General features: G+C 66.4%; 16 protein-coding genes and 3 pseudogenes. 5 read left to right on the forward strand and 14 right to left on the reverse strand.

Annotation, left to right across the window (positions count from 1 at the left end):
- Nucleotides 1-102 precede the first annotated feature (102 nt).
- The 14 genes and pseudogenes from KI242_RS15065 to KI242_RS15130 all read right to left on the reverse strand — a co-directional run bounded on the left by KI242_RS15065 (nucleotide 103) and on the right by KI242_RS15130 (nucleotide 15,278).
- Nucleotides 103-1,687, reverse strand: a pseudogene (locus KI242_RS15065) (arylsulfatase).
- A gap of 89 nt (nucleotides 1,688-1,776) precedes the next feature.
- Nucleotides 1,777-2,802: an HAD family hydrolase gene (locus KI242_RS15070; protein WP_123430842.1), complete on the reverse strand. Its 1,026-nt coding sequence runs from the start codon at nucleotides 2,800-2,802 to the stop codon at nucleotides 1,777-1,779.
- Nucleotides 2,799-4,127 carry a BatD family protein gene (locus KI242_RS15075; protein ID WP_212806332.1) on the reverse strand — a complete coding sequence of 443 codons (1,329 nt, stop codon included), beginning with the start codon at nucleotides 4,125-4,127 and terminating at the stop codon, nucleotides 2,799-2,801. Before KI242_RS15075 ends, KI242_RS15070 begins: the two co-directional genes overlap by 4 nt.
- Nucleotides 4,124-5,716, reverse strand: coding sequence for a VWA domain-containing protein (locus tag KI242_RS15080; RefSeq protein ID WP_212806333.1), 1,593 nt, complete (start codon nucleotides 5,714-5,716; stop codon nucleotides 4,124-4,126). Before KI242_RS15080 ends, KI242_RS15075 begins: the two co-directional genes overlap by 4 nt.
- 1 nt (nucleotide 5,717) lies before the next feature.
- Entirely contained in the window at nucleotides 5,718-6,716 is a 999-nt protein-coding gene (locus KI242_RS15085; RefSeq protein WP_077934064.1) for a VWA domain-containing protein, read from the reverse strand.
- On the reverse strand, nucleotides 6,703-7,281 hold the full coding sequence (locus KI242_RS15090; RefSeq protein ID WP_077934065.1) for a DUF4381 domain-containing protein: 579 nt from the start codon (nucleotides 7,279-7,281) through the stop codon (nucleotides 6,703-6,705). Before KI242_RS15090 ends, KI242_RS15085 begins: the two co-directional genes overlap by 14 nt.
- Nucleotides 7,278-8,228 carry a DUF58 domain-containing protein gene (locus tag KI242_RS15095; RefSeq protein ID WP_212806334.1) on the reverse strand — a complete coding sequence of 317 codons (951 nt, stop codon included), beginning with the start codon at nucleotides 8,226-8,228 and terminating at the stop codon, nucleotides 7,278-7,280. Before KI242_RS15095 ends, KI242_RS15090 begins: the two co-directional genes overlap by 4 nt.
- 11 nt (nucleotides 8,229-8,239) lie before the next feature.
- The gene (locus tag KI242_RS15100) at nucleotides 8,240-9,220 is read right to left on the reverse strand and encodes an AAA family ATPase (RefSeq protein WP_212806335.1); all 981 of its coding nucleotides are present in this window, start codon (nucleotides 9,218-9,220) and stop codon (nucleotides 8,240-8,242) included.
- Nucleotides 9,221-9,243: 23 nt separating this feature from the next.
- Nucleotides 9,244-9,828 carry a hypothetical protein gene (locus KI242_RS15105; protein WP_212806336.1) on the reverse strand — a complete coding sequence of 195 codons (585 nt, stop codon included), beginning with the start codon at nucleotides 9,826-9,828 and terminating at the stop codon, nucleotides 9,244-9,246.
- Nucleotides 9,825-10,589, reverse strand: coding sequence for a DUF2092 domain-containing protein (locus KI242_RS15110; RefSeq protein WP_212806337.1), 765 nt, complete (start codon nucleotides 10,587-10,589; stop codon nucleotides 9,825-9,827). Before KI242_RS15110 ends, KI242_RS15105 begins: the two co-directional genes overlap by 4 nt.
- A 12-nt stretch (nucleotides 10,590-10,601) precedes the next feature.
- Nucleotides 10,602-11,555: a transporter gene (locus tag KI242_RS15115; RefSeq protein ID WP_011061142.1), complete on the reverse strand. Its 954-nt coding sequence runs from the start codon at nucleotides 11,553-11,555 to the stop codon at nucleotides 10,602-10,604.
- A 12-nt stretch (nucleotides 11,556-11,567) separates the two neighbouring features.
- Nucleotides 11,568-12,964: pseudogene (locus KI242_RS15120) on the reverse strand (DUF1254 domain-containing protein).
- Nucleotides 12,965-13,019: 55 nt separating this feature from the next.
- Nucleotides 13,020-14,477, reverse strand: a complete 1,458-nt coding sequence (locus KI242_RS15125) for a DUF1254 domain-containing protein (protein ID WP_011061144.1) — start codon at nucleotides 14,475-14,477, stop codon at nucleotides 13,020-13,022.
- A gap of 9 nt (nucleotides 14,478-14,486) precedes the next feature.
- Nucleotides 14,487-15,278: a hypothetical protein gene (locus KI242_RS15130; RefSeq protein ID WP_065363978.1), complete on the reverse strand. Its 792-nt coding sequence runs from the start codon at nucleotides 15,276-15,278 to the stop codon at nucleotides 14,487-14,489.
- 398 nt (nucleotides 15,279-15,676) lie between these two features.
- Here KI242_RS15130 and KI242_RS15135 point away from each other — a divergent pair, with 398 nt between their 5' ends.
- From KI242_RS15135 to KI242_RS15155, 5 genes and pseudogenes are all read left to right on the forward strand, one after another.
- Entirely contained in the window at nucleotides 15,677-16,120 is a 444-nt protein-coding gene (locus tag KI242_RS15135) for a polyketide cyclase (RefSeq protein WP_072441941.1), read from the forward strand.
- 43 nt (nucleotides 16,121-16,163) lie between these two features.
- Nucleotides 16,164-16,846: pseudogene (locus KI242_RS15140) on the forward strand (type 1 glutamine amidotransferase domain-containing protein).
- Nucleotides 16,847-17,179: 333 nt separating this feature from the next.
- Nucleotides 17,180-17,680 (forward strand): thiol peroxidase, encoded by a 501-nt coding sequence (tpx, locus tag KI242_RS15145; RefSeq protein WP_011061148.1) that lies wholly within the window; start codon nucleotides 17,180-17,182, stop codon nucleotides 17,678-17,680.
- 177 nt (nucleotides 17,681-17,857) lie between these two features.
- Nucleotides 17,858-19,177, forward strand: a complete 1,320-nt coding sequence (locus tag KI242_RS15150) for an MdtA/MuxA family multidrug efflux RND transporter periplasmic adaptor subunit (RefSeq protein ID WP_212806338.1) — start codon at nucleotides 17,858-17,860, stop codon at nucleotides 19,175-19,177.
- On the forward strand, nucleotides 19,174-22,272 hold the full coding sequence (locus tag KI242_RS15155) for an MdtB/MuxB family multidrug efflux RND transporter permease subunit (protein ID WP_212806339.1): 3,099 nt from the start codon (nucleotides 19,174-19,176) through the stop codon (nucleotides 22,270-22,272). Before KI242_RS15150 ends, KI242_RS15155 begins: the two co-directional genes overlap by 4 nt.
- Nucleotides 22,273-22,277 lie beyond the last annotated feature (5 nt).

Below are 22,277 nucleotides of genomic sequence, written 5' to 3' on the forward strand. Positions count from 1 at the left end.
GCGTTGGCGAGGATGACGCAGGGCTTGCGGGCCTCTTCGTCGGCAAGCCGACGCCTGCTGTGTGGGGGGGAGAGGCCGCCCGGTGGGCCAGGCGGCGTCGGGTCATTGGGCCGGTTGAGCCTTCATTTTCTCGGCGATCTTGGCATCCACCGCGGCGCGGATCTGGTCGATGCTGAAGCTCGCCGGTTTCTGGCTCGGTGGGTATTCGATGAAGGTCTCGAGGAACTTCGCCGACTTGGTCACCGCCACCCCGGCCAGGTAGACGTTCTTGGTGTTCCAGTCATAGAACTGGTCGGACACCACGTCCGCCCGCTCGTAGGGGTCCATCCGCAAGTTGAGGATCTTCGGCACCCGCAGGCATACGAACGGCTCGCTCCAGACCCTGAACCCGCCGGGCTGGCGCTGTTCGCAGAACACCACTTTCCAGTTGTCGAAGCGCATCGACACCAGCACCCCGTCATCGTTGAAGTAGTAGAACTCGTGGCGTTCCCCTTGGGCTGCTGGCCGGTCAGGTAGGGCAACTGGTTGAAGCCGTCCAGGTGCACCTTGAAGCTGGCGCCACCAGTGGTGGGGGCCCAGCCCTTGAGCAGCTTGTCCTTGACCCCGCTGTCGCCGGCCGCCGCCAGCAGGGTGGGGAACCAGTCGAGCCCCGAGAACATCTCGTTGGAGACTTCCCCGGCCTTGACCTTGCCCGGCCAGCGAACCATCGCCGGCACCCGGTAGGCGCCTTCCCAGTTGGAGTTCTTCTCGTTGCGAAATGGCGTGGTCGCTGCATCCGGCCAGGAGAACTGGTTGGGCCCGTTGTCGGTGGTGTAGACGACGATGGTGTTGTCGGCAATCTTCAGGTCGTCGAGGGTCTTGAGCAGTTTGCCCACATCGTTGTCGTGCTCGACCATGCCGTCGGCGTATTCGTTGCCGGGCATGCCGCTCTGGCCCGCCATGGACTCGCGCACATGGGTGAACACGTGCATGCGCGTGGTGTTCATCCAGACGAAGAACGGCTTGTCGGCCTTGGCCTGCTTCTCGATGAAGGCCTGGGCGGCGGCGGTGGTTTCGTCGTCGATGGTCTCCATGCGTTTCTTGGTCAGGGCGCCGGTGTCCTCGATCTTGCCGTCGGCAAAACTGTGGATCACCCCGCGTGGCGAGTTGGCCTTGACGAAGTCCGGGTCGTCCTTGGGCCAGTAGGGGCGCTCGGGCTCCTCTTCGGCGTTGAGGTGGTAGAGGTTGCCGAAGAACTCGTCGAAACCGTGGGCGGTGGGCAGGTACTCATCCCGGTCGCCCAGGTGGTTCTTGCCGAACTGGCCGGTGGCGTAGCCCTGGGACTTCAGCGCCTGGGCGATGGTGATGTCGCGTTTTTGCAGGCCCACCGGGGCCCGGGGATGCCCACCTTGGACAGCCCGGTGCGCAGCGGCGTCTGCCCGGTAATAAAGGAAGAGCGCCCGGCGGTGCAGCTGTTCTCCGCGTAGTAGTCGGTGAACAGCATGCCTTCCTTGGCGATGCGGTCGATGTTCGGTGTCTTGTAGCCGACCACGCCCATGGAATAGGCGCTGATATTGGTCTGGCCGATATCGTCGCCGAAGATCACCAGGATATTGGGTTTCTCTGCCGCCCCGGCAGTTGCCGAGAACGCCATCACCGCGGTCGCCACCAGGGCGGCCTTGGGTAGCCACTTGCGTATGCGAGTCATCTGACTTGCTCCTTTTTCGGGTTCGCTCGCCTGGGGCGAGCCACGTTGAGTGCTGTCCTGCCTTGCGTCTGTTGTTGCTTCTCCTGTGGTCATTGCGCTTGCTCGGGTGCCAGGGGCTCGAAGGGGTAGATCCGCCGCCATTCGGCGGCCATGTCCACCAGCGTCCAGCCGTGCTGCTGTGCTTGATCCAGGGCCTGGTCCAGGCGCCCGACCTGGGACTTGCGGTCGTAGGCCCACTCGCGCGCTGCGTCGGTGTGGTGCACCAGGGCCATGAACCGCTTGCCACTGCCGGCGGCGGTCCACTGCAGCATCTGCAGGTCGCCGTCGGAGTTGCCGAAGGCCAGCAGCGGGCGCCGGCCGATGATCCCGTCGATGCTTTCCGGCTTGCCCGGGCCGTCGTCGTTGTGGGCCAGCTTGGCGGTGCGCAGGATCGACGGCTGGCCGTCCTGGAACTGCCACTGGGTGACGAAGTTGCTGCCGATCACCTGTTCCGGCGGGATGCCGTAGGCGCTTTCGGCGAAGGCGCGCATGAAGGCGGTGTCGCCGCCGGAGACGATGTAGGTCTTGAAATCCTGGCTGCGCAGGTAGTCGAGCATTTCCAGCATGGGCTGGTAGATCATCTGGTTGAACGGCCGCCCGGTCTTCGGGTGGCGGGCCTCGGCCAGCCAGCGCCGGGCATTGTCGATAAAGGCCTCGCTGCTGATGCCGGTATGGGTGGCGCCGATGATCTGCAGCAGGCCGTGCATGCCGCTGGCGGCCAGGGCCTGGTGATCACCTTCGAGCACGGCCTGGAACGGCTGGCGGGTCTTCCACTCGGGGTGCTGGGGCGCCAGGCGCTTGATTTCGTCGAAGGCGAACAGCACCTCGAAATAGGCCGGCTGCTCGCTCCACAGGGTGCCGTCGTTGTCGAACACGGCAATGCGCTCGGCGGGTTTCACGTAGTCCGGGCCGCCCTGGGTGGTCACGGCCTGGACGAAGGCGAGAATGCCCTGCTTGCTCGGGCCGTCCTTCCACGAGGGCAAGGGGTCGCTGTTGGCCAGGGCCAGCAGCGGGGCGGCCAGCAACAGCAGCAGGAGGGGCAGGTGGCGCACGCGCCAGGGGGCTGGAAGTGTCATGGGAAATCCTTCTCGTGACGGGGGTTGAGGGGGCGCAGGCCGTGGCCTTGAGGAGGGGCTTGCGGCGTACCTTCGGCGTGCAGCGCCGGCAGCGCCTGGCGCAGTTGCTCCAGCGCCGCACCGGCGTGGGGCGCCGGGCCATAGCAGGCCTGCAGCAGGGCGCGCAGGCGCGGGCCCAGGCTGGCCAGATCGAGGCGGCCGCTGCTGCGCCGACACCACAGGTACAGGGCACCCAGTTGCGGCGGCTGCTGCTTGAGCTGGCCCGGCACCTCTTCCCAGGCCCAGGCGGCGGAGCGCTCCCAGGCGGCCTGGCGGGCGGCCCGCCAGTGTTGCCAGGCCTGCTGCCCGCGTTGCCACCAGGGGCGGCCCAGGTACAGCGCCACAACGCCCAGCGCCAGCAGCAGGGCCAGGCCGACCAGGTACTGGGAAATGCGCCAGGGGTTTTGCCGGCCCAGGGCCTGGAGATCGTCGCGGATGGAAAACACCGGTTGATAGCGGCTGGCGGCCGTGGCCTCGAAACTCAAGGCCGGCAACTCGCTGACCTGGGCCCGATGCGCCTGGCTGTTCCACCATTTGATCCGCAGCGCCGGCAGTTGGTAGTGCCCGGGGCGCTGGATCCTGTAACTCAGGCGATCGATGCGCTGGCCACCGCTGATATGCCCGCGACCGTCATCCAGGTTGCTGATGCGCGGGGCCACCGGGTAGGCCTCCAGGCCGGCCACGGCGGCCGTTTGCGGCGGCGGCAGGGACAACCCCGGCGGGCCGTCGGCCTGCAGGGTCAGTTCGCGGACCAGGGTGTCGCCCACCGCCGCTGGTGTCGTGGACAAGCGCAGGGTTTGGGTCAGGCGCAGATCATCGGCCACCAGCACCGTTTCCCTCGGGGCGAAGCCCGGCGGCTGGCTGGCGCTGAAGGCCAGGGGCGGGGTCTGCGCCGACTGTTCGGCGCTGGCCTGGGCCGGGGTGGCGCGCACCACTAGGGGCGGGATCTGGAACGAGCGGGCCTGTTGCGGGGTGATCCGGTAGCGGTAGCGCATGCCGAAGAACGGCTGCCCGTCGAGGGTCTGGTTCAAGTGCTCGGCTTCTCCGTCGGGTGCCAGCACCAGGGCCCCGGGCAGTTGCAGCTCCGGCAGGGTCGCGGCCTGGGTGAACCAGGTATTGGTCAGCACATCGACCTGCAACTGCAGGGTTTGCCCGACCATCACCGAGGTATCGGGCTGCAACTGGGCCTGCACCCGCAACTGCGGCTCTGCCGCCAGCGCCTGCCAGCCCCAGAGCATCAGCCCAAGCGCCACTGCCCACAGACCTCTCAACGCTACAGGGTTCATGGCGTCACCTGCGGCGTGGTGTTGTCGAGGTCCTGCAGGCTGAACTTCTGCCGCAGGAACGCCGCCGGGGAGGTGCTGAGGTTCTGCAGCCAAAGCTCGTCGCTGGCGGCCTGCTGGGTCTCGACCTTCTTGCTCTGGCCCTTGCCCGCAGGCTTGTCGAACTTGATGGCATCGGGCTTGACCTCGGGGGCGTTCTGCTGCGCGCTCTCGGTGTCTTTTTTCAGCGCCTGGGCCAGGGCCAGGTTGGCGCGGGCCTCGGCAAACCGGGGCTGCAACTTCAGGGCTTGCTGATAGGCGGCGATGGCCTCGTCGAACTTGAAGCGCCGCACATGGATATTGCCCAGGTAGAAATACGCCGCGGCGCTGTCCAGGCGGGCGAAGCTGGCCAGGGCCAGGTCGAAGTCCGCCGCTTTATAAGCCGCGATGCCTTTCCAGTAGGGGTCGGTGAACAGCGCGGCGGCGGCCGGGTAGTGGCCGTGTTCGAAGGCCCAGCGGCCTTGCTGGTCGGCGCTGAAGAAGGCGTCGACCAAGGTATTGGCCCGGGCCGTCGGCGCTTGCAGGCTCAAGCCCAGGCCCAGCAGCAGGGCACCCAGCCAGTTCAGGCTCCAGCCGCGGCGCACGCAGCAGAACGCCAACAGCAGCAGTGGCCAGCACAGCCAGTAGCCGGCGTCTTTCCATTGCAGTTGCCGGTCGGGGGCGCTGGCCGCGGTGAAATGCTGCTGGGCATGCAACTGCACCCAGTCCAGGTCGTCGTCATTCAGGGTCAGGCTGCCCAGGGGCGCGTCGCTGGCGGCGGCCAGTTGCTTGAGCGCGGCGCTGTCGAAACGCCCCAGTTGCGGGCGGCCGTCACTGTCGGTGAGCGGCTGGCCGTTGGCGTCGCGGATGATCCCGCCGTCGCTGCTGCCGGCCGCGAGGATCAGTACCTGCAAGGGGCTGTCGGCCAGTTGCTGTTTGATCGCCGCCAATTGCGAGGTGTCGGCGCCGTCGCTGATCAGCAGCAGGCTGCCGGGGCTGTGCTCGGCCTGGAGCAGGCGCTGGGCTTGCCGGATCACCCCCAGCACATCCTTGCCCGGGCGCTGGATCAGCTCGCTGCCCAGGGCCTGGATGAAGCTGTCGAGCAAGGCCGGGTCGTCGCTGGCCGGCAGTACCAGGTGGGCGCTGCCGGCGTAGGCGATCAGCCCGGTGCGGGCGCCACGGCGTTGCTGCACCAGTTGCTGCAGCTTGTGCTTGGCGGCCTCCAGGCGGCTGGGCGGCAGGTCGCTGGCGTTCATCGAGGGGGACAGGTCGAGGGCGATGATCAGCGGTGCGCGGTTGTGCAGGAAATCCGGGCGGTCCTGTTCCCAGGTGGGGCCGGCAGCGGCCAGGGCGCCCAGCACCAGCAGCGCGCTGAGCAGATGCACCGGCCGCAGGCGCTGGGAGTCCTGCGGGGTGACCAGCAGGTGCGTCAGCAGGTGTGGGGCAATGGTGCCCCGCAGGCGGGCCTGCAGGTCATGCCGGCGCTGCCAGAGCCAGGGCAGCAAGGCCCCGGGAATGATCAGCAGCAGCCACAGTGGGCGCAGGAGGTGCAGGTCGCTGAGGTTGATCTGCATTTCAGGCCTCCTGCGGCGGGCGAACCCGGTTCGGGCGCAGGCGCGGCGCCAGCCAGGCCAGCAGGTGATACAGCACCAGCAGGCCCAGGGCCGCGCCCAGGGGCCAATGGAACAAATCGCGCTTGGGCTGGTGGCGCAGGGTCTGCACTTGATGGGGGGTGAGGCGGTCGAGGGTGGCGTAGACCTGGTCCAGGGCGCTGCGGTCCTCGGCGCGGAAGTAACGGCCACCGGTGGTCCGGGCGATCTGCTCCAGGGCCGACAGGTCGACCTTGGCTTCACCTTCGGCGCTGGGGTCCCCGATGCCGATGGTATGGATCACTACGCCTCTGGCTGCGGCCATGGCGGCGGCGTGTTGTGGGGTGATGGCGCTGCTGGTGTCGTTGCCGTCGGTGAGCAGGATCAGCACTTTTTCTGGTTCATTGGCCTGTTCCAGCAGCTTGAGCGCCAGGCCGATGGCGTCGCCAATCGCGGTGTTGGGCCCGGCCATGCCGATCCCGCTGTCTTCGAGCAACAGGCTCAGGCTGGCGTGGTCCAGGGTCAGGGGCGCCTGGGCAAAGGCGCCGCTGCCGAACACGATCAGCCCCAGGCGATCGTCCTTGCGCCGCTGGATAAAGCCCTGGACCACTTCTTTCACTGCGCTCAGACGGTCGACCCGCTGGCCGTTGGCGTCGTTGAAATCCTGGGTCTGCATCGATTGCGAGAGGTCGATGGCGAGCATCAGGTCGCGTACCGGCCGCTGCTGTTCGAGGGGGGGCTCGACCCACACCGGCCGCGCCACCGCCAGCACCAGCAGGGCCCAGACCAGCAGGTTGAGCAGCAACTGCCCGCGGTTGCGGCGGCTGCCGGACAGTTGCGGCGCCTGGCCGACCGCGCGGCTCATGGCGGCGAAGAACGGCACCCGCACCGCGCTGCGGGCCTCGCGGTAGGCGGGCAGCCAGCGGTAGCCGAACCAGGGCAGCGGCAGCAGGAGCAACAGCCAGGGAGAGTCAAGCTGCCACATGATGCTGCTCCACCCAGGTGCGGCACTGCTCGAACAGCTGTTGTTGCTGGGCGGGCGACAGGGCCTGCAATTGCGCCTGGGGGGCGTAGGCCAGCAGGGCCAGTTGCTGGCTGAAATCATCGGGCAGCGGTAGCGGGCAATGCTGTTGCAGAAAGGCCTGCCAATCCGCCCCTCGCAGCCCCGCCACCCCCCGCGGGCCTGCAGGCGCTGGCTTGCCCGTGAAAGCGCGGGTGGCTGTGGCAAGGGCTTCCCCGGCAAGCCGGCGCCCACGGGATGTGTGGGGGGCGGGGGGCATGGACAGGGCCACGCGCTTGAGCAGTTCGGGCAAGGCGCGCAGGGCATGGATGCGCTCGTCGCTGGCTTGCAGCCGGGCCAGTTGTGCCAGCGCTTCGCGCCGATAGGCATCCCGGCGCCAGCGCCAGTAGCGCCGGGCGCCCCAGGCCAGGGCGCCGAGCAGCAGCAGGGCCAGCAGCACGGCCCAGCCCCAGGTCTGCGGCAGGTAGGCGGGCGGTGGTGGCAGGGGCATTTCCTGCAACTGGTCGATGCTGGGGAGGGTCGGGTTCATCGCCGCGGCGTTCCCAGCCTGCCCAGCTCGCTGCGCAGTTGTCCCAGGGCCTCCTGGGCCGTGCTGAACATCATCAGCGGCACCTGGCTGCGGCGCAGCAGGCTGGCCACGTCCTTGAGCCGGCCACTGAGGAAGTCCCCCAGGGGCCGGCGCACCTGGCGCTGCTCCACCGCCAGTTCCACTTGCAGTTGGCCCTGGGTCACCAGCAGCCGGCCGTTGTGCGGCAGTTCCAGGGCCAGGGGGTCATAGACCTGCAGGGCGATCACGTCGTTGTGCCGGGCCAGTTGGCGCAGGTACTGCAGGGTGCGCGGGCTGGTGCCGGCGAAGTCGCTGACGATACAGACCAGATGGTCGTGGGCGGCGAGGTTCAGGCATTGCTGCAGCACCCGGTCCAACTGCGCGTCGCCCTCATGGTCGGGGTTGCCGGCGTGCAGTTGCTGGTTGTGCTGGACGATCCGGCTGCACAGGGCTTCCACCCGCTTGCGGCTACGCAGCGGGGCGAGGCTGTCGATGCCCTGGTCGTTGAACACCAGGCCGCCGACCCGGTCACCGGCCTGGAACACCATCCACGCCGCCAGCGCCGCCAGTTCTGCGGCCAGGGCCGACTTGAAGGCCCGCCGCGAGCCGAAGAACATCGACATGCGCTGGTCCACCAGGATCAGCGCCGGGCGGTCGCGCTCTTCGGTGAAGGTACGCACCACCGCCTTGCCGGTGCGCAAGGTGGCGCGCCAGTCCAGGTGACGCAGATCGTCGCCGGGCTGGTAGCGGCGCAGTTCGTCGAAGTTCAGGCCGCGCCCGCGCAGGCGCGAGGCGTGGTTGCCGGCGAGGATGCTGGCTTGTGGCTGGCGGGCGACAAAACTCAGGGAACGGGCCTGGAACTCCAGGGCCATCAGCTGGCTCAGGGCGACATAGACCTGCCCGTCGGCTTCGTGCAGTGGCGTTGCCATGGCGGTTCTCCTCAGGCCGGGATGGCCACGCTGTCGAGCAGCAGGTCCAGCACCTGGTCGGCGCCGACGCCGTCGGCCACCGCGTCGTAGCTCAGTTGCAGGCGGTGGCGCAGCACCGGGTGCAGCACCCTGCGCACGTTGTCCGGGCTGACGAAATCCTCGCCCTGCAGCCAGGCATCGGCGCGGGCGCAGCGATCCAGGCCGATGCCGCCCCGGGGGCTGGCGCCGATGGCGATCCAGCGCCCCAGGTCCGGGTGATAGTCGGCGGGGTGGCGGGTGGCGTTGACCAGGTCGATCAGGTAGCGGTCGATGGCCGGGGCCACGGCCACCGCGCCGACTTCGCGGCGGGCATCGAAGATCACCTGCTGGGACAAGGCAAAGCCCGGCACCCCGGGCGTGGCGCTGCCCAGGGCCTGTTCCTCGGCGCGCAGCAGGCGCAGCACCTGGCTTTCGTCCTCGGGCTGGGGGTAGTCCAGCAGCACCTTCATCAGGAAGCGGTCCATCTGCGCTTCCGGCAGGGGGTAGGTGCCTTCCTGCTCGATGGGGTTCTGGGTCGCCAGGACGATGAACAGCTCGGGCAGGGCATGGCTGGTGCCGGCCACGGTGATCTGCCGTTCCTCCATGGCTTCCAGCAGCGCTGCCTGGACCTTGGCCGGAGCGCGGTTGATCTCGTCCGCCAGGATCAGATTGCCGAACAGCGGCCCGGGCTGGAAGCGGATCTGGTTCTGCCCCTGTTCCTGGTGCAGCACTTCGGCGCCGGTGATGTCCGAGGGCAGCAGGTCGGGGGTGAACTGGATGCGCCGCATGCTGGCCTCCAGGTGCCGGGCCAGGGCCTTGACCGTGCGGGTCTTGGCCAGCCCGGGCAGGCTTTCCAGCAGCAGGTGGCCGTTGCCCAGCAGGCCGATGACGATCTGCCGGATCACCGCTTCCTGGCCCAGCACCGCTTCGCTGATGCTGGCTTGCAGGGCCTGTATATCGTTACGTGTGCTCATGCTCGGTTCCTTGTGCATAGCCATTACCAGGGGGCCGCCACGACCACGTAGCGCAGGCTGCCGCCGATGTATTGCGGCTGGTACCAGGTGTTGCCGCAGTGTTGGTAGGCCACGCCGCTGGCCACTACCGAAACGCAGTCCGGCGGCACGTTGTCGACCTGGGTGCCGATGGCGAATGCCGCGGCGGTGGTGGCGCCGACCACCGCCGCTGCGGCCCAGGGGTGGTACCAGTCGTCGCCGTGATCGGGGGGTGGTGGCGGTGGCCCGGGCGGCCCCGGATAAGGCTGGGGCCCTGGCCCTGGATAGGGGTGTGGCTCAGGGCCCGGGCCGGGATAAGGATGCGGGCCGGGCCCTGGTCCTGGCCCGGGATGGGGCTGCGGATAGGGATGGGGCTCGGGATGCGGCGCCGGTTGCGGTGGCTGGGGCATGGGGTGCGGCATCGGCCGCGGCTGGGGCATGGGCCTCGGCGCCGGGCCGCCCCCACCGTGGGGCACGACGAAGGTGCGGGCACCGCCGCCACCGCCGCGCAATTGCCAGGCCTGGGCCGCGGACACTTGCAGCAGGCCAAGGGTCAGGACGCTGTACAGCAACCAGTGATTGCGCTTCATGGCTGTACCTCCCCCTGTGCTGCGCTGCGCTCCAGGCGCCGCAATGGCACCTGCGTGGCGCCGGCCGGGGGCTTGAAGGCGAAGCTTGCGGCACTTGGCGCCGACTTGAGTTGCCAGCGGTAATCGACACTGTGGCGCGGCTGCTCGGGGCTGTCGCGGCGGCTGATGACCAGGCGGCAGGGCAAGGGCCGGGGCCCTTCGCGCAGCCACAGCTGCCAGTCGATGTCGCTCTGGCGGAAGGCGTAGTGGGCGCAACGCTGGTCGCCCAGGGTCTCGCTGGCGATGTACAGCGCCGACGTCAGGCCGACCTTCTGCGCGGTGTCGGCGTCCCAGCGGAACAGGTCCGCCAGGGGCAGTTCGATGCCGTAGCTGTCGCTCAGGCGCTGTACCAGAGCGTCGATGCTGGCGGGCGCCGGGGCTCGGGCATAGTAGGGGCCGCGGCTGTCGTAGAGGGTGAAGGCTTCGCCGTCGTAGTACAGGCTGCGCCGCGCGCCCTGGCTTTCGACACTGACCCGCAGCCTGTCGGGTCGCTGGGCCAGTAGTTCGGTGTGGTGGCGAAACTCCACGGCCTGGCCGCTTTCCAGCAACTGGTCGGTGACGCTGTCGGCCTGGATCGCGAACTGGCGCAGGCTGCGCAGGTAGCTGCCCATCTGCTGCAGGGCGCCGAGGGCACGAGGTTCCAGCTCATCGGCGGCGTGCAGCGGGGTACCGGCCCAGAGCAGGCCGAGCAGGGCGACAAGGACCCTTGGATAAGGCGGCATGGCGCACTCCTGTCAGAAAAAGGCCAGGGTCAGGTTGACGCTGACGCCGTTGCCCTCGGGGCGGTTCTTGGTGTCGAACTCGGGGATCCAGCGCGCGCTGATGTTGGCCTGGGCGTCGGCGAACTTGCCGCTCCAGCCCAGGGTTGGCCCGGCGCCCACGGAGCGCCCGCGATAGCCGTTGAGTTTGTCTGCGGTGGGGCCCTGGTCGTCGCTGATCTGCTGGATGTAACCGACCACCAGCCCGGCGTTCCAGCCGCTGCCGAAGCCGTGGGTCCACAAGCCATCGAGGCGCAGGATGTCGCCGTTGCGGTAGTCGGCGGCGTCGTTGCGGGTGTAGAACTCCAGGGCGCCCATCAGGCTGAATTCGCCGCCCTTGCCGTCCAGATGGGTGAAGGCGATGGTCGGCATGAAGGTGTAGTTGTTCTGCCCGGGGTTGGCCAGGCGGTTGTCGTTGTAGGCCCCGGTGGGCACGTAGATCGGCAGCGACAGGGCGATATGGTCGCGCTCGTTGATGTGGTAGCCGGCGGCGATCGGCGTGACCAGCAGGTCGGCGAACTGGGTGCCGCTGTCCTGGGTGCCCACCGTGCGCCCGCGGGGGCCGGTGAGGCTGGCCTGGATGTCGGTGTACTGCACCGGCACGCCGATGGCCGAGGCGTAGTTCCAGCGGCCCTTGCCGGTGTCCCAGACCCGGGTGAAGTTGCCCATGGTGTAGGACACCTTCATTTTCAGCCCCGAGCTGAGATCGCCGATGATCGGCACCTGGCCGCTGCCCTTGAGCTCGCCGTCGTAGTAGATGCTGGTCAGGGACATCACCCAGCCCGGTTCCGGGGGGATGATCCCGGCATTGGAGTAGATCTGCTGGCCGGTGATGGGCCGGCCGACCCCGCCTTCGGCGGCATGCAGCAAGGGGCTGGCCGCCAGCAGGCAAAGGGCCAGGGATGAACGCAGGGGCGAAGGGCTGGGCATGACGGGCTCCGCTTATTGTTGTTCAGGGGCGACCGGCGTCAGCGGCGGCATCTTCCACTGGCCGTTGCTGACGTCGGGTTTGGGCAGGTAGATCCGCAGCACCCCGTAGAAGGGGCCGTCGGGGGCCGGCAACCAGTTGCTTTGCAGCTCCTTGGCCGGCGGCTGGTGCTGCACATGGAGGGTCAGGCCGCCGTCGGCGTCGGTTTTCAGCGAGGGCAGCATGCGTGAGTTGATCAGGTAGCGTTGCAGCGGGTTGGCCACCAGCAGCTTGCTCTTGCCGTCGTACATCGTCAGCGACCAGAAGGCATTGGCCGGGGGCAACTGGCCCTTGGCGAAGTGCAGGCGGTAGCGGTGCTGGCCGGCGTTGAGCGGCTGGCCCTGGTCATCGACGAAGTAGCCGATATAGCTGGCCTCTTCGGCGGAGTTGCCGAAGATCCCCATGTTGGCCCCGGCGTAGCGGTACAGGTAATTGTCCTGCAGGTGCTGGCGGCTGCCGAACAGGTCGCCACTGGTGATCTTGTGGGTATCGACCTGTTCTTTCTTGAAGGCGGCGAATTCGGCCTTGCCGTCGCTGATGCCGTCTTCCAGGGCCTGCTTTTGCGCGCTGCCCAGCTCTTTGAGGGGGAAGGGCTGGCCGGGAATGATGCCGATACTGGCCAGGCGTGCCAGCAGGTCCTTTTCCTCGGGCTGGGGCTGGGCGAAGGCCAGCATGAAGTTCAGGTAGCCGAACAGTTCCGGGCTGTCGCTCATGGTGGCGGTGGGCGGGGGCCAGTGGATCGCTGGCGGTGCCGGGGGCGGCGGCCGGCCGAGGAACTGGCTCAGCGCCTGGACCTGGTAGCTCTGCTGGATCTTCTGCACCTGCTCCAGGTCTTTTTCATCGAACAATTGGGTGCGGTACAGGGCGTAGGCGATGTTGCTTTCACTGTGCAGCACCTTGTCGATACCGGCTGGCGTGGGGCCTTGCCAGTCAGGCCCGGCGATCAGGTAGTGGCCGCCCTGGTTGCCGGTGCTGCGGGTGCCCAGGTAGTCGAAGTTCTGGGTGTAGAGGTCGATCAACTGCACCGAGTAGTAGCGCTGGGCATCGATGGCCGGCAGGCTCAGTACCTGGGGTTCGGCCCGCAGGTCGAGCCAGGCGAAGGAGTAGGGGGTGTCCGAGTTGGGGGTGACGAAGGCCGTGTCCTTGGGGCTGAAGACCTGGGCGGTACCGCCGATGCGGTTGAACGGTGCCTTGAAGTTGGGCCCCCCTGATCCACGGCCTGGGTGTAGAGGGTCTTGTACATCTCCACCACCGGAAAGCCGTAGAGGTAGGCCTGCTTGGCGATACCCCGGGCCTGCTCCGCGGTCGCGCTGAAGGCGCCCAGGGACGGGCCGCTGAGGGCCAGCGTCAAGACCCCGAGCAAGCTGGGCATCACAGCCTTGATGATCATCGTTCGAATCCTTGCGCCAAAGTCAGGGGGGCAGGCGTTACTGCACCAGGGTGATGTCATCGAGTTTCCAGCGCTTGTCGAAGTAGGCCTCGGTGGGGGCGTAGAGCCGGAAGTAGCTGAACCAGTGCTTGCCCGGCAGGGTCTGCACCCAGTTGCTTTCCAGGCCCTTGGGAGCGCTGGGGCCGAAATACAGGTCCAGGGAGCCGTCGGGGTTTTTCTTCAGGTCCTGGCGCGAGGACAGATCGGCCTTGCGCTGCGGGTTGTCGATCAGGCAGCGGCTGGCGCTGTCGTAGACGGTCAGCGACCAGAACTGCCTGGCCGGCGGGTTGCTGCCCAGGTGCAGGCGATAGTGCTTGCCGCCGTCCAGCCACTGGCCGTTGTGGTCGGTGTAGGCGCCGAGGTAGGTCTGGCCCAGGCCCGGGGTCTTGGACACCATGCCCTTGGTGTTGGTGACCGCTTCGTAGAACCAGGCGCTGCGTTCCCACAACTGGTCGTAATAGGCCACGCGCTGGGACGGGTCGGCGATGTTCAGCACCTTGTCCCATTGCCGGTCTGGCCAGTACTGGGCATCGGCGAAGCGCTTGGCGAAGGTATTGGCCTGGGCGATCAGCTCACCCATGCGCGCGCCCTGTTCCAGGGCTTGGCGCTGGTGCTCGTTGGGGTTGAAGGGCTTGTCCTTCTCGATGCCGAGGCTGGCGAGCATGGCCATGTAGAAGCGGTCGCGCTCGTTGACCGGCTCCTGCTGGATGATCTGGTGCAGGCGCTCCCAGTAGGCCATGCCCCGCGGCTGGGTGCCGGACCAGGGCTTGCCGCCGGGGGACAGCAGGCGGGTCGCCGGCGGCGTCGCGCGCTGGGCGTAGGGGTACATCTTGAATTGCTGCACCAGCGCCTTGCCCTTGGCCGGGTCCGGGTCGAGCACGCGAAAGCCCACCAGCACGTTCATGGTTTGCGACTTGGCCAGGTAGTACTGGTCGGCGTCGGAAGGTTCCGGATGGCCCGGCGGCAGCACCAGGTACTTGCCGCCCTTGCCCTGGTCCGGGCCGGTCTGGCCCATGTCGGTGATCGCCCGTTGCCAGAAGTCGCCGACTCCACCGGCGGTGGGGCCGGGGGGCAGCTCGACGACCATCGGCCCGGTCTGGTTGAGGTCGACAAAACCCAGGATGTAGGGCGTGGTGGCGTTGGCGGTGATCACCCCGAGCTTGTCTTCGTAGCTTTCCAGGACCATCAGGTCGCCATTGCCGGCGTGCAGCTTGTCGCGAAATTCCCCCTGCCACTGGGCGTAGGACACCAGCGGCAGGGCCCACAGGTAGCTTTGCGTGGCCTGCTGGAAGTCCAGCTCGGCAAACAGCCCGGCAATGGCGGCCCGGGCCGGCAGTTCGCCATCCATCTTGATCGCCGTCAGGCGGCTGTTCTGCGGCTCGGGCTGGGCGCCGACCCCGCAACTGGCGGCCAGGAGCAACAGGCTGAAACCGGCAGTGCGCAGTAGTGGCTGCATGGCGCGTCCTTATTTTCCGAAAGTGACATTGATCCCGGCGAACAGGGTGAACTGGGGCAAGCCGTCGCCTTTGCGCTCCACGGTCCACTGCGGCTCGACGAAGGCGTTGAGAATGTTGTCACCGGCTTTCCAGGCCTTGCCCACCCCCAGGCCAATGGGGATGTAGTGGGTGTTGTTCTTCAGGTCGAAGGTCCAGGTGCCGGTGGAGCGCAGGTACCAGCCCCGGGGCAGGTTGTGGATGATGAAGGGCTGCAGGGTGGCGCTTTCGACATGGGCGCGGTCATGGTCGCCGGCAAATGAACTCTGGTACTGCACCAGGGCCCCCAGCAGGCCCCGGGGCGAGGCATCGATGGCCACTGCGGCCAGCCCGGCCTGCCATTTGCCGGTGCCCAGTTCGTCCTGTTCGGCGGTGGGTGCGGTGATCTGTGGGCCGATGCCCAGTTGCACGCCGTCGGTCTTGAGCAGGAAGATATCGAACAGGTTGAGGTCGCCGATGCCGGTGCTGTAGCCGTGGTGCGGATCGGGGCGGGTACTGACCGGCAGGGTGGCACGCAGCAGCTGGGGGACGCCGATGAAATCCGAGGGGGCGATGGGCAGGGTGCCCCGCAGCAGGGTGTCGTTGGTGTGGGCGTTGCTGTCGTACAGGCGCGGGGTGTAGTAATCCTGCAGGTTGAGGCCGGGTGCAAGGTTCAGCGGGTTGTTGCTTTTGTTGGCGGTTTCCGCGTTGTCGGCCAGGGCCGGCAGCGATGAGCTCAGGGCGACTACGGCCCAGACGGCGGGCGCAAAAAATGCTCTGGACATGCAGGTTCAATCCTTTTGCGAACGGTCACCGAGCGGCACTTCTTGAGCCGTGGGTCAACTGATAGTGTTTCTCTCTAATACCCGTAGGAATTGTCTGATGACGCTAGCAGCTAACTTTCGCTTAGCCAGTCGAAAGGATTAATTCGTTGGTTTTTGTGCACAGGATCACTGCCGGGCGGTGGACAGTCAGTGCGTGGCGGGCGGCCCTTTGAAGGTGAGCGTTGGCGAATCTTTCTTAAAGTGTTTTGTGATTATTTCTATGTTGTTTGTAGGGTTATGGTGATTGATTTTTTATGTGTATAAAATCTATTAAAAACAATGAGTTATTTGTTTTTAATGAAGTGGTTTGTAGGTTTGTGTGGGTGCCCTCTCAACAGAATCAGCAAGGATGAACCAGAATGCCCGTGGTCGAACGCACGACTTTCCTGGCCGGATACAGCCCGCAGCAGGTGCTGGATTTCTGCCTCGAAGGCGCCAACTTTCCGAAGATTTTCCCCGAGCGTGTCACGCCCTTGGGGGGCCTCGATATCAATGACCTGCGCATCAGTGTCGGGCGCCAGTTCAGCTTCCTGCACTGGATGTTCGGTGTCATACCGGCGAAATGGACGGTGGTTATACGTGAGGTCGGCGATCGGCATTTTGTCGACGAGATGCTCAAGGGGCCGCTGCGGGCCTTTCGTCATGAGCACCGGGTCGAGGCCGCCGAAGGGGGCACCCTGTACACCGACCGGGTGACCTACAGGGCCATCGGTGGTGCACCTTTGGAGTGGTTGATGGTCAACGCCTACATGGCGCGGATTTTCGATGCCCGGCACCGCAACATGCTGCGGTTGCTCGGTTGATTGCCGTGCCTTGCCCTGTTTTCCAATGCCAAGGAGCATGCCCATGAGCAAGAAGATACTGGTGGTCCTGACCAGCGTGGCCAAATACCCCAACCTGGCCCGCGCCACTGGCCTGTGGCTGGGTGAGGCGGTGCATTTCGTGAAGAAGGTCGAGGCGGCGGGCTTCGAGGTGGACTACGTCAGCCCCAAGGGGGCTACGTACCCATCGACCCCCATAGCCTGGCCATGGCAGACGACACCGACTGGCAGTGGTACCAGGACAGCGCCTTCATGAGCCGCCTGGGCTCGACCCTCAAGCCTTCCCAGGTCAGGGCCGGGGATTATGTGGCGATCTATTACGCCGGTGGCCACGGCGTGGTCTGGGATTTTCCCGACAACCCGGAGCTGCAGGCCCTGAGCCGGGAGATCTATGAGCAGGGGGGCTATGTCAGCTCGGTGTGCCATGGCGCGGTGGGCTTGCTCAACATCAAGCTGGGCGACGGTAGGCTGCTGATCGCCGGCAAGCAGGTCACCGGTTTCTCCAATGAAGAGGAGAAACTCGCCGAACTGGACCAGTACGTGCCCTACCTGACGGAAACCGAACTGGTCAAGCGCGGTGCCCTTTACCAGAAGGCCGCTGCACCCTGGGCGCCGTTCGCGGTGGAGGATCAGCGGGTGATCACCGGGCAGAACCCGGCGTCCGGCGGCCCGGTGGCCGATCTGCTCCTGGCGCACCTCAACAAATAACCGTAGGAGCCGGCTTGCCGGCGAAGGCGGCCTTGAGGCTTGCGCAAGTCTCGAAATCGCTTTCGCTGGCAAGCCAGCTCCTACACCGAAACACCCAAATTCGCCCCTGTAGGAGCCGGCTTGCCGGCGAAGGGGCCCTTGAGGCTTGCTCAAGTCTCGAAATCGCTTTCGCTGGCAAGCCAGCCCCTGCATCCGGTAATGCCGGTGTCGGGGTGGGTTGTTGGACAATTTGCCCGTGGGGCATAGGTGCCCGGGCCGTTTCATGCTTAACTTCGGCCTCTCAGGAATTTCTCATTGCTGTTCCATCATCACTGTTCAATAAGGACTCCGTTCATGGCTCAAGTCACTCTCAAAGGCAACCCGGTGCAGGTTAACGGCCAATTGCCGCAAGTCGGTTCCAAAGCCCCAGCGTTCACCCTGGTGGGCGCAGGCCTGGCCGATGTTTCCCTGAGCAGCCTCGCCGGCAAGCGCAAGGTGCTGAACATCTTCCCAAGCGTCGACACCCCGACCTGCGCCACCTCGGTGCGCAAGTTCAACGCCCAGGCCAACGAGCTGGCCAACACCGTGGTGCTGTGCATCTCTGCCGACCTGCCATTCGCCCAGGCACGCTTCTGCGGCGCCGAAGGCCTGGAAAACGTGCAGAACCTGTCGACCCTGCGTGGCCGCGAGTTCATCGAGAACTACGGCGTGGCCATCGCCGACGGCCCGCTGGCCGGCCTGACTGCCCGCGCCGTGGTGGTGCTGGATGAAAACGACAAGGTGCTGCACAGCGAGCTGGTCAAGGAAATCGCCGAAGAGCCGAACTACGACGCGGCCCTGGCCGTGCTCAAGTAACAGGTTTTACAATTATTCACGGCCTGGCTCTGTCCAGGCCGTTTTTATTTGTGCTTCAGTGGCTTAGCACCGCTCCTTGAAACGTCAGTCAAAGGTAAATTGCCGGTAAAGGCGCTTTGCTAAAACGGTTCCAGTGCTTATCTTTCAGCCTTCTCAAAGAAGCCTCCCACGCGCCCAATGGTTGATCACTCCATGCAATCCTCTGCTCCCCGCAACTCCCGTCGCTGGCTGTTCGGCCTGTTCGTCCTGCTGCTGGTCGTTGGCCTGTGCTGGAAATTCTGGCCGGCCAGTACCCACCAGGAGGCCGCCGGGCAGAAAGCCGCGACCGGGCATACCGGGCGCAGTGGCAGCGTGCGTCCCGGTTTCGGCGGCGCCAGCGGGCCGATCCCGGTGCGGGTGTCACCGGTGACCCAGGGGGATTTCGCGGTGTACTACAAGGCCCTGGGCACGGTGACGGCACTGAACACCATCAACGTGCGCAGCCGAGTGGCGGGAGAACTGGTCAAGGTCAATTTCGAGGAAGGGCAGATGGTCAAGGCCGGCGACCTGCTGGCACAGATCGATCCGCGTCCGTACCAGAACGCCTTGCTCCAGGCCGAAGGCACCTTGCTGCAGAACCAGGCCCAGTTGAAGAACGCCCAGGTCGACCTTGAGCGTTACCGCGGGCTGTACGCCCAGGACAGCATCGCCAAACAGACCCTGGACACCGCCGCGGCGCTGGTGGGGCAGTACCAGGGTACGGTCAAGACCAACCAGGCGGCGGTCAACGACGCCAAGCTCAACCTGGAATTCACCAACATCCGCGCGCCGATCGCCGGCCGCCTGGGCCTGCGCCAGCTGGACGTGGGCAACTTGGTGGCGGCCAACGACACCACCGCGCTGGTGATCATCACCCAGACCCAGCCCATCAGCGTGGCCTTCACCCTGCCGGAAAACAGCCTGGAAACCGTGCTCGCTCGCTACCACAGCGGCGCCAGGCTGGCGGTGGAAGCCTGGGACCGCGGTGACGTGAAGCTGCAGGCCACAGGCGTGCTGCAGAGCCTGGACAACCAGATCGACACCACCACCGGCACCCTGAAGTTCAAGGCGCGCTTCGATAACCGCGACCAGGGCCTGTTCCCCAACCAGTTCGTCAATGTGCGGCTGCTGGCCGATACCCTGAAGAACGTGGTGCTGGCGCCCTCGGCGGCGATCCAGTTCGGCACCAACGGCACCTTCGTCTACGCCCTGGATGGCGACAACAAGGTGAAGATCCGCCAGCTCAAGGTGGGCGCCAGCAACGGCGACTCGACGGTGATCCAGGACGGCCTCAAGGCCGGCGACCGGGTGGTGATGGAAGGCACCGACCGCCTCAAGGACGGCAGCGAAGTGGAAGTGGTCAACGACAGCATCGACGTGCCCACCACCCCCACCGAACACCTGCAAGGGCAGCCCGCCGGGGCACCGGCCGCAGACGGCAAGCCGGTTGATGGCAAGGCGCAAAAGGTCGGCGCATGAATTTCTCGCGGCTGTTCATCCTCCGTCCGGTAGCCACCACCCTGAGCATGCTGGCCATTGTCCTGGCCGGCCTGATCGCCTATCGCCTGTTGCCGGTCTCGGCCTTGCCCCAGGTGGACTACCCGACCATCCGGGTCATGACCCTGTACCCCGGGGCCAGCCCGGACGTGATGACCAGCGCGGTCACCGCGCCCCTGGAACGCCAGTTCGGGCAGATGCCCGGCCTGACCCAGATGGCCTCCACCAGTTCCGGCGGGGCCTCGGTGCTGACCCTGCGCTTCAGCCTCGATATCAATATGGACGTGGCCGAGCAGCAGGTGCAGGCGGCGATCAACGCTGCCACCAACCTGTTGCCCAAGGACCTGCCGGCCCCGCCGGTGTACAACAAGGTCAACCCGGCGGACACCCCGGTGCTGACCCTGGCCATTACCTCCAAGACCATGCTGCTGCCCAAGCTCAATGACCTGGTGGATACGCGCATGGCGCAGAAGATCGCCCAGATCAGCGGCGTCGGCATGGTCAGCATTGCCGGCGGCCAGCGCCAGGCGGTGCGGATCAAGGTCAACCCCGAGGCCCTGGCGGCCAACGGGCTGAACCTGGCGGACGTGCGCGCCCTGATCGGCGCCTCCAACGTCAACCAGCCCAAGGGCAACTTCGACGGCCCGACCCGGGTCTCGATGCTCGACGCCAACGACCAGTTGACCTCGCCCAAGGACTACGCCGAGCTGATCCTGGCCTACAACAATGGCGCGCCGCTGCGCCTGAAGGATGTGGCCGAGATCGTCGATGGCGCGGAGAACGAGCGCCTGGCGGCCTGGGCCAACGAGAACCAGGCGGTGCTGCTCAATATCCAGCGCCAGCCCGGGGCCAACGTGATCGAGGTGGTGGACCGGATCAAGGCGCTGCTGCCGAGCATCACCGACAACCTGCCGGCGGGCCTGGACGTCACCGTGCTCACCGACCGTACCCAGACCATCCGCGCTTCGGTCAAGGATGTGCAGCACGAGCTGTTGATCGCCATCGCGCTGGTGGTGATGGTGACCTTCCTGTTCCTGCGCCGCGCCAGTGCCACCATCATTCCTTCGATTGCCGTGCCGCTGTCGCTGATCGGCACCTTCGGGGTGATGTACCTGGCCGGCTTCTCGGTGAACAACCTGACCCTGATGGCCTTGACCATCGCCACCGGCTTCGTGGTGGACGATGCCATCGTCATGCTGGAGAACATCTCGCGCTTCATCGAGGAGGGCGACAGCCCGATGCAGGCAGCGCTCAAGGGCGCCAGGCAGATCGGCTTCACCCTGATCTCCCTGACCCTGTCGCTGATCGCGGTGCTGATCCCGCTGCTGTTCATGGCCGACGTGGTGGGCCGGCTGTTCCGCGAGTTCGCCATCACCCTGGCGGTGGCGATCCTGATTTCCCTGGTGGTGTCCCTGACCCTGACCCCGATGATGTGCGCGCGGCTGCTCAAGCGTGAGCCCAAGCCTGAAGAGCAGGGGCGCTTCTACCGCGCCAGCGGGGCCTGGATCGACTGGCTGATCGAAAGCTACGGGCGCAAGTTGCAGTGGGTACTCAAGCACCAGTTCCTGACCCTGATGGTGGCCATCGGCACCCTGGGCCTGACCGTGTTCCTTTATATGGTGGTGCCCAAGGGCTTCTTCCCGGTGCAGGACACCGGGGTCATCCAGGGCATTTCCGAGGCGCCGCAGTCGGTGTCCTTCGCCGCCATGAGCCAGCGCCAGCAGGACCTGGCCAAGATCATCCTGCAGGATCCGGCCGTGGAAAGCCTGTCGTCCTACATCGGGGTGGACGGCGACAACGCCACCCTCAACAGCGGCCGCCTGCTGATCAACCTCAAGCCCCACAGCGAGCGCGACCTGAGCGCAGCCCAGGTGATCGCGCGGATCCAGCCCGAGGTGGACAAGCTGCTGGGCATCCGCCTGTTCATGCAGCCGGTACAGGACCTGACCATCGAGGACCGGGTCAGCCGCACCCAGTACCAGTTCAGCCTGTCGTCGCCGGATGCCGAGCTGCTGAGCCTGTGGAGCAATCGCCTGGTGCAGGCCCTGGCCCAGCGCCCGGAGCTCACCGACGTGGCCAGCGACCTGCAGGACAAGGGCCTGCAGGTGTTCATGGTGATCGACCGTGACGCCGCGTCCCGGGTCGGGGTTTCGGTGGCGAACATCACCGACGCCCTGTACGACGCCTTCGGCCAGCGCCAGATCTCCACCATCTACACCCAGGCCAGCCAGTACCGGGTGGTGCTCCAGGCCCAGGCCGGCGAGCGCATCGGGCCCCAGGCCCTGGAGCAGATCCACGTCAAGACCACCGATGGTGGCCAAGTGCGGCTGTCGAGCCTGGCCCATGTCGAGGAGCGCCAGGCGCAACTGGCCATCGCCCATATCGGCCAGTTCCCGGCGGTAATGATGTCCTTCAACCTGGCTCCGGGCGTGGCCCTGGGCAAGGCGGTGGACGTGATCGAGCAGGTGCAGCAGGAGATCGGCATGCCGGTGGGCGTGCAGACCCGCTTCCAGGGCGCGGCGGAAGCCTTCCAGGCCTCGCTGTCGAGCACCTTGCTGCTGATCCTGGCGGCGGTGGTGACCATGTACATCGTGCTCGGCGTGCTCTATGAGAGCTACATCCACCCGATCACCATCCTCTCCACCTTGCCCTCGGCGGCGGTGGGGGCCTTGCTGGCGCTGATCCTCAGCGGCAACGACCTGGGCATGATCGCCATCATCGGCATCATCCTGTTGATCGGCATCGTCAAGAAGAACGCGATCATGATGATCGACTTCGCCCTCGACGCCGAACGCCACCAGGGCATGGCCCCGGAACAGGCTATCTACCAGGCGGCGCTGCTGCGTTTCCGGCCGATCCTGATGACCACCCTGGCGGCGCTGTTCGGCGCCGTGCCACTGATGCTGGCCACCGGTTCCGGCGCCGAGCTGCGCCAGCCCCTGGGCCTGGTGATGGTCGGCGGCCTGCTGGTGAGCCAGGTGCTGACCCTGTTCACCACGCCCGTGATCTACCTGTACTTCGATCGCCTGGGCCGGCGCTTCGGCAAGCGTGAAGACGCCCAAGAGGTGGAGGCATGAAGGGC

Source organism: Pseudomonas sp. Eqa60 (genome assembly GCF_018326405.1).
GTDB classification, from domain to species: Bacteria; Pseudomonadota; Gammaproteobacteria; order Pseudomonadales; family Pseudomonadaceae; genus Aquipseudomonas; species Aquipseudomonas protegens.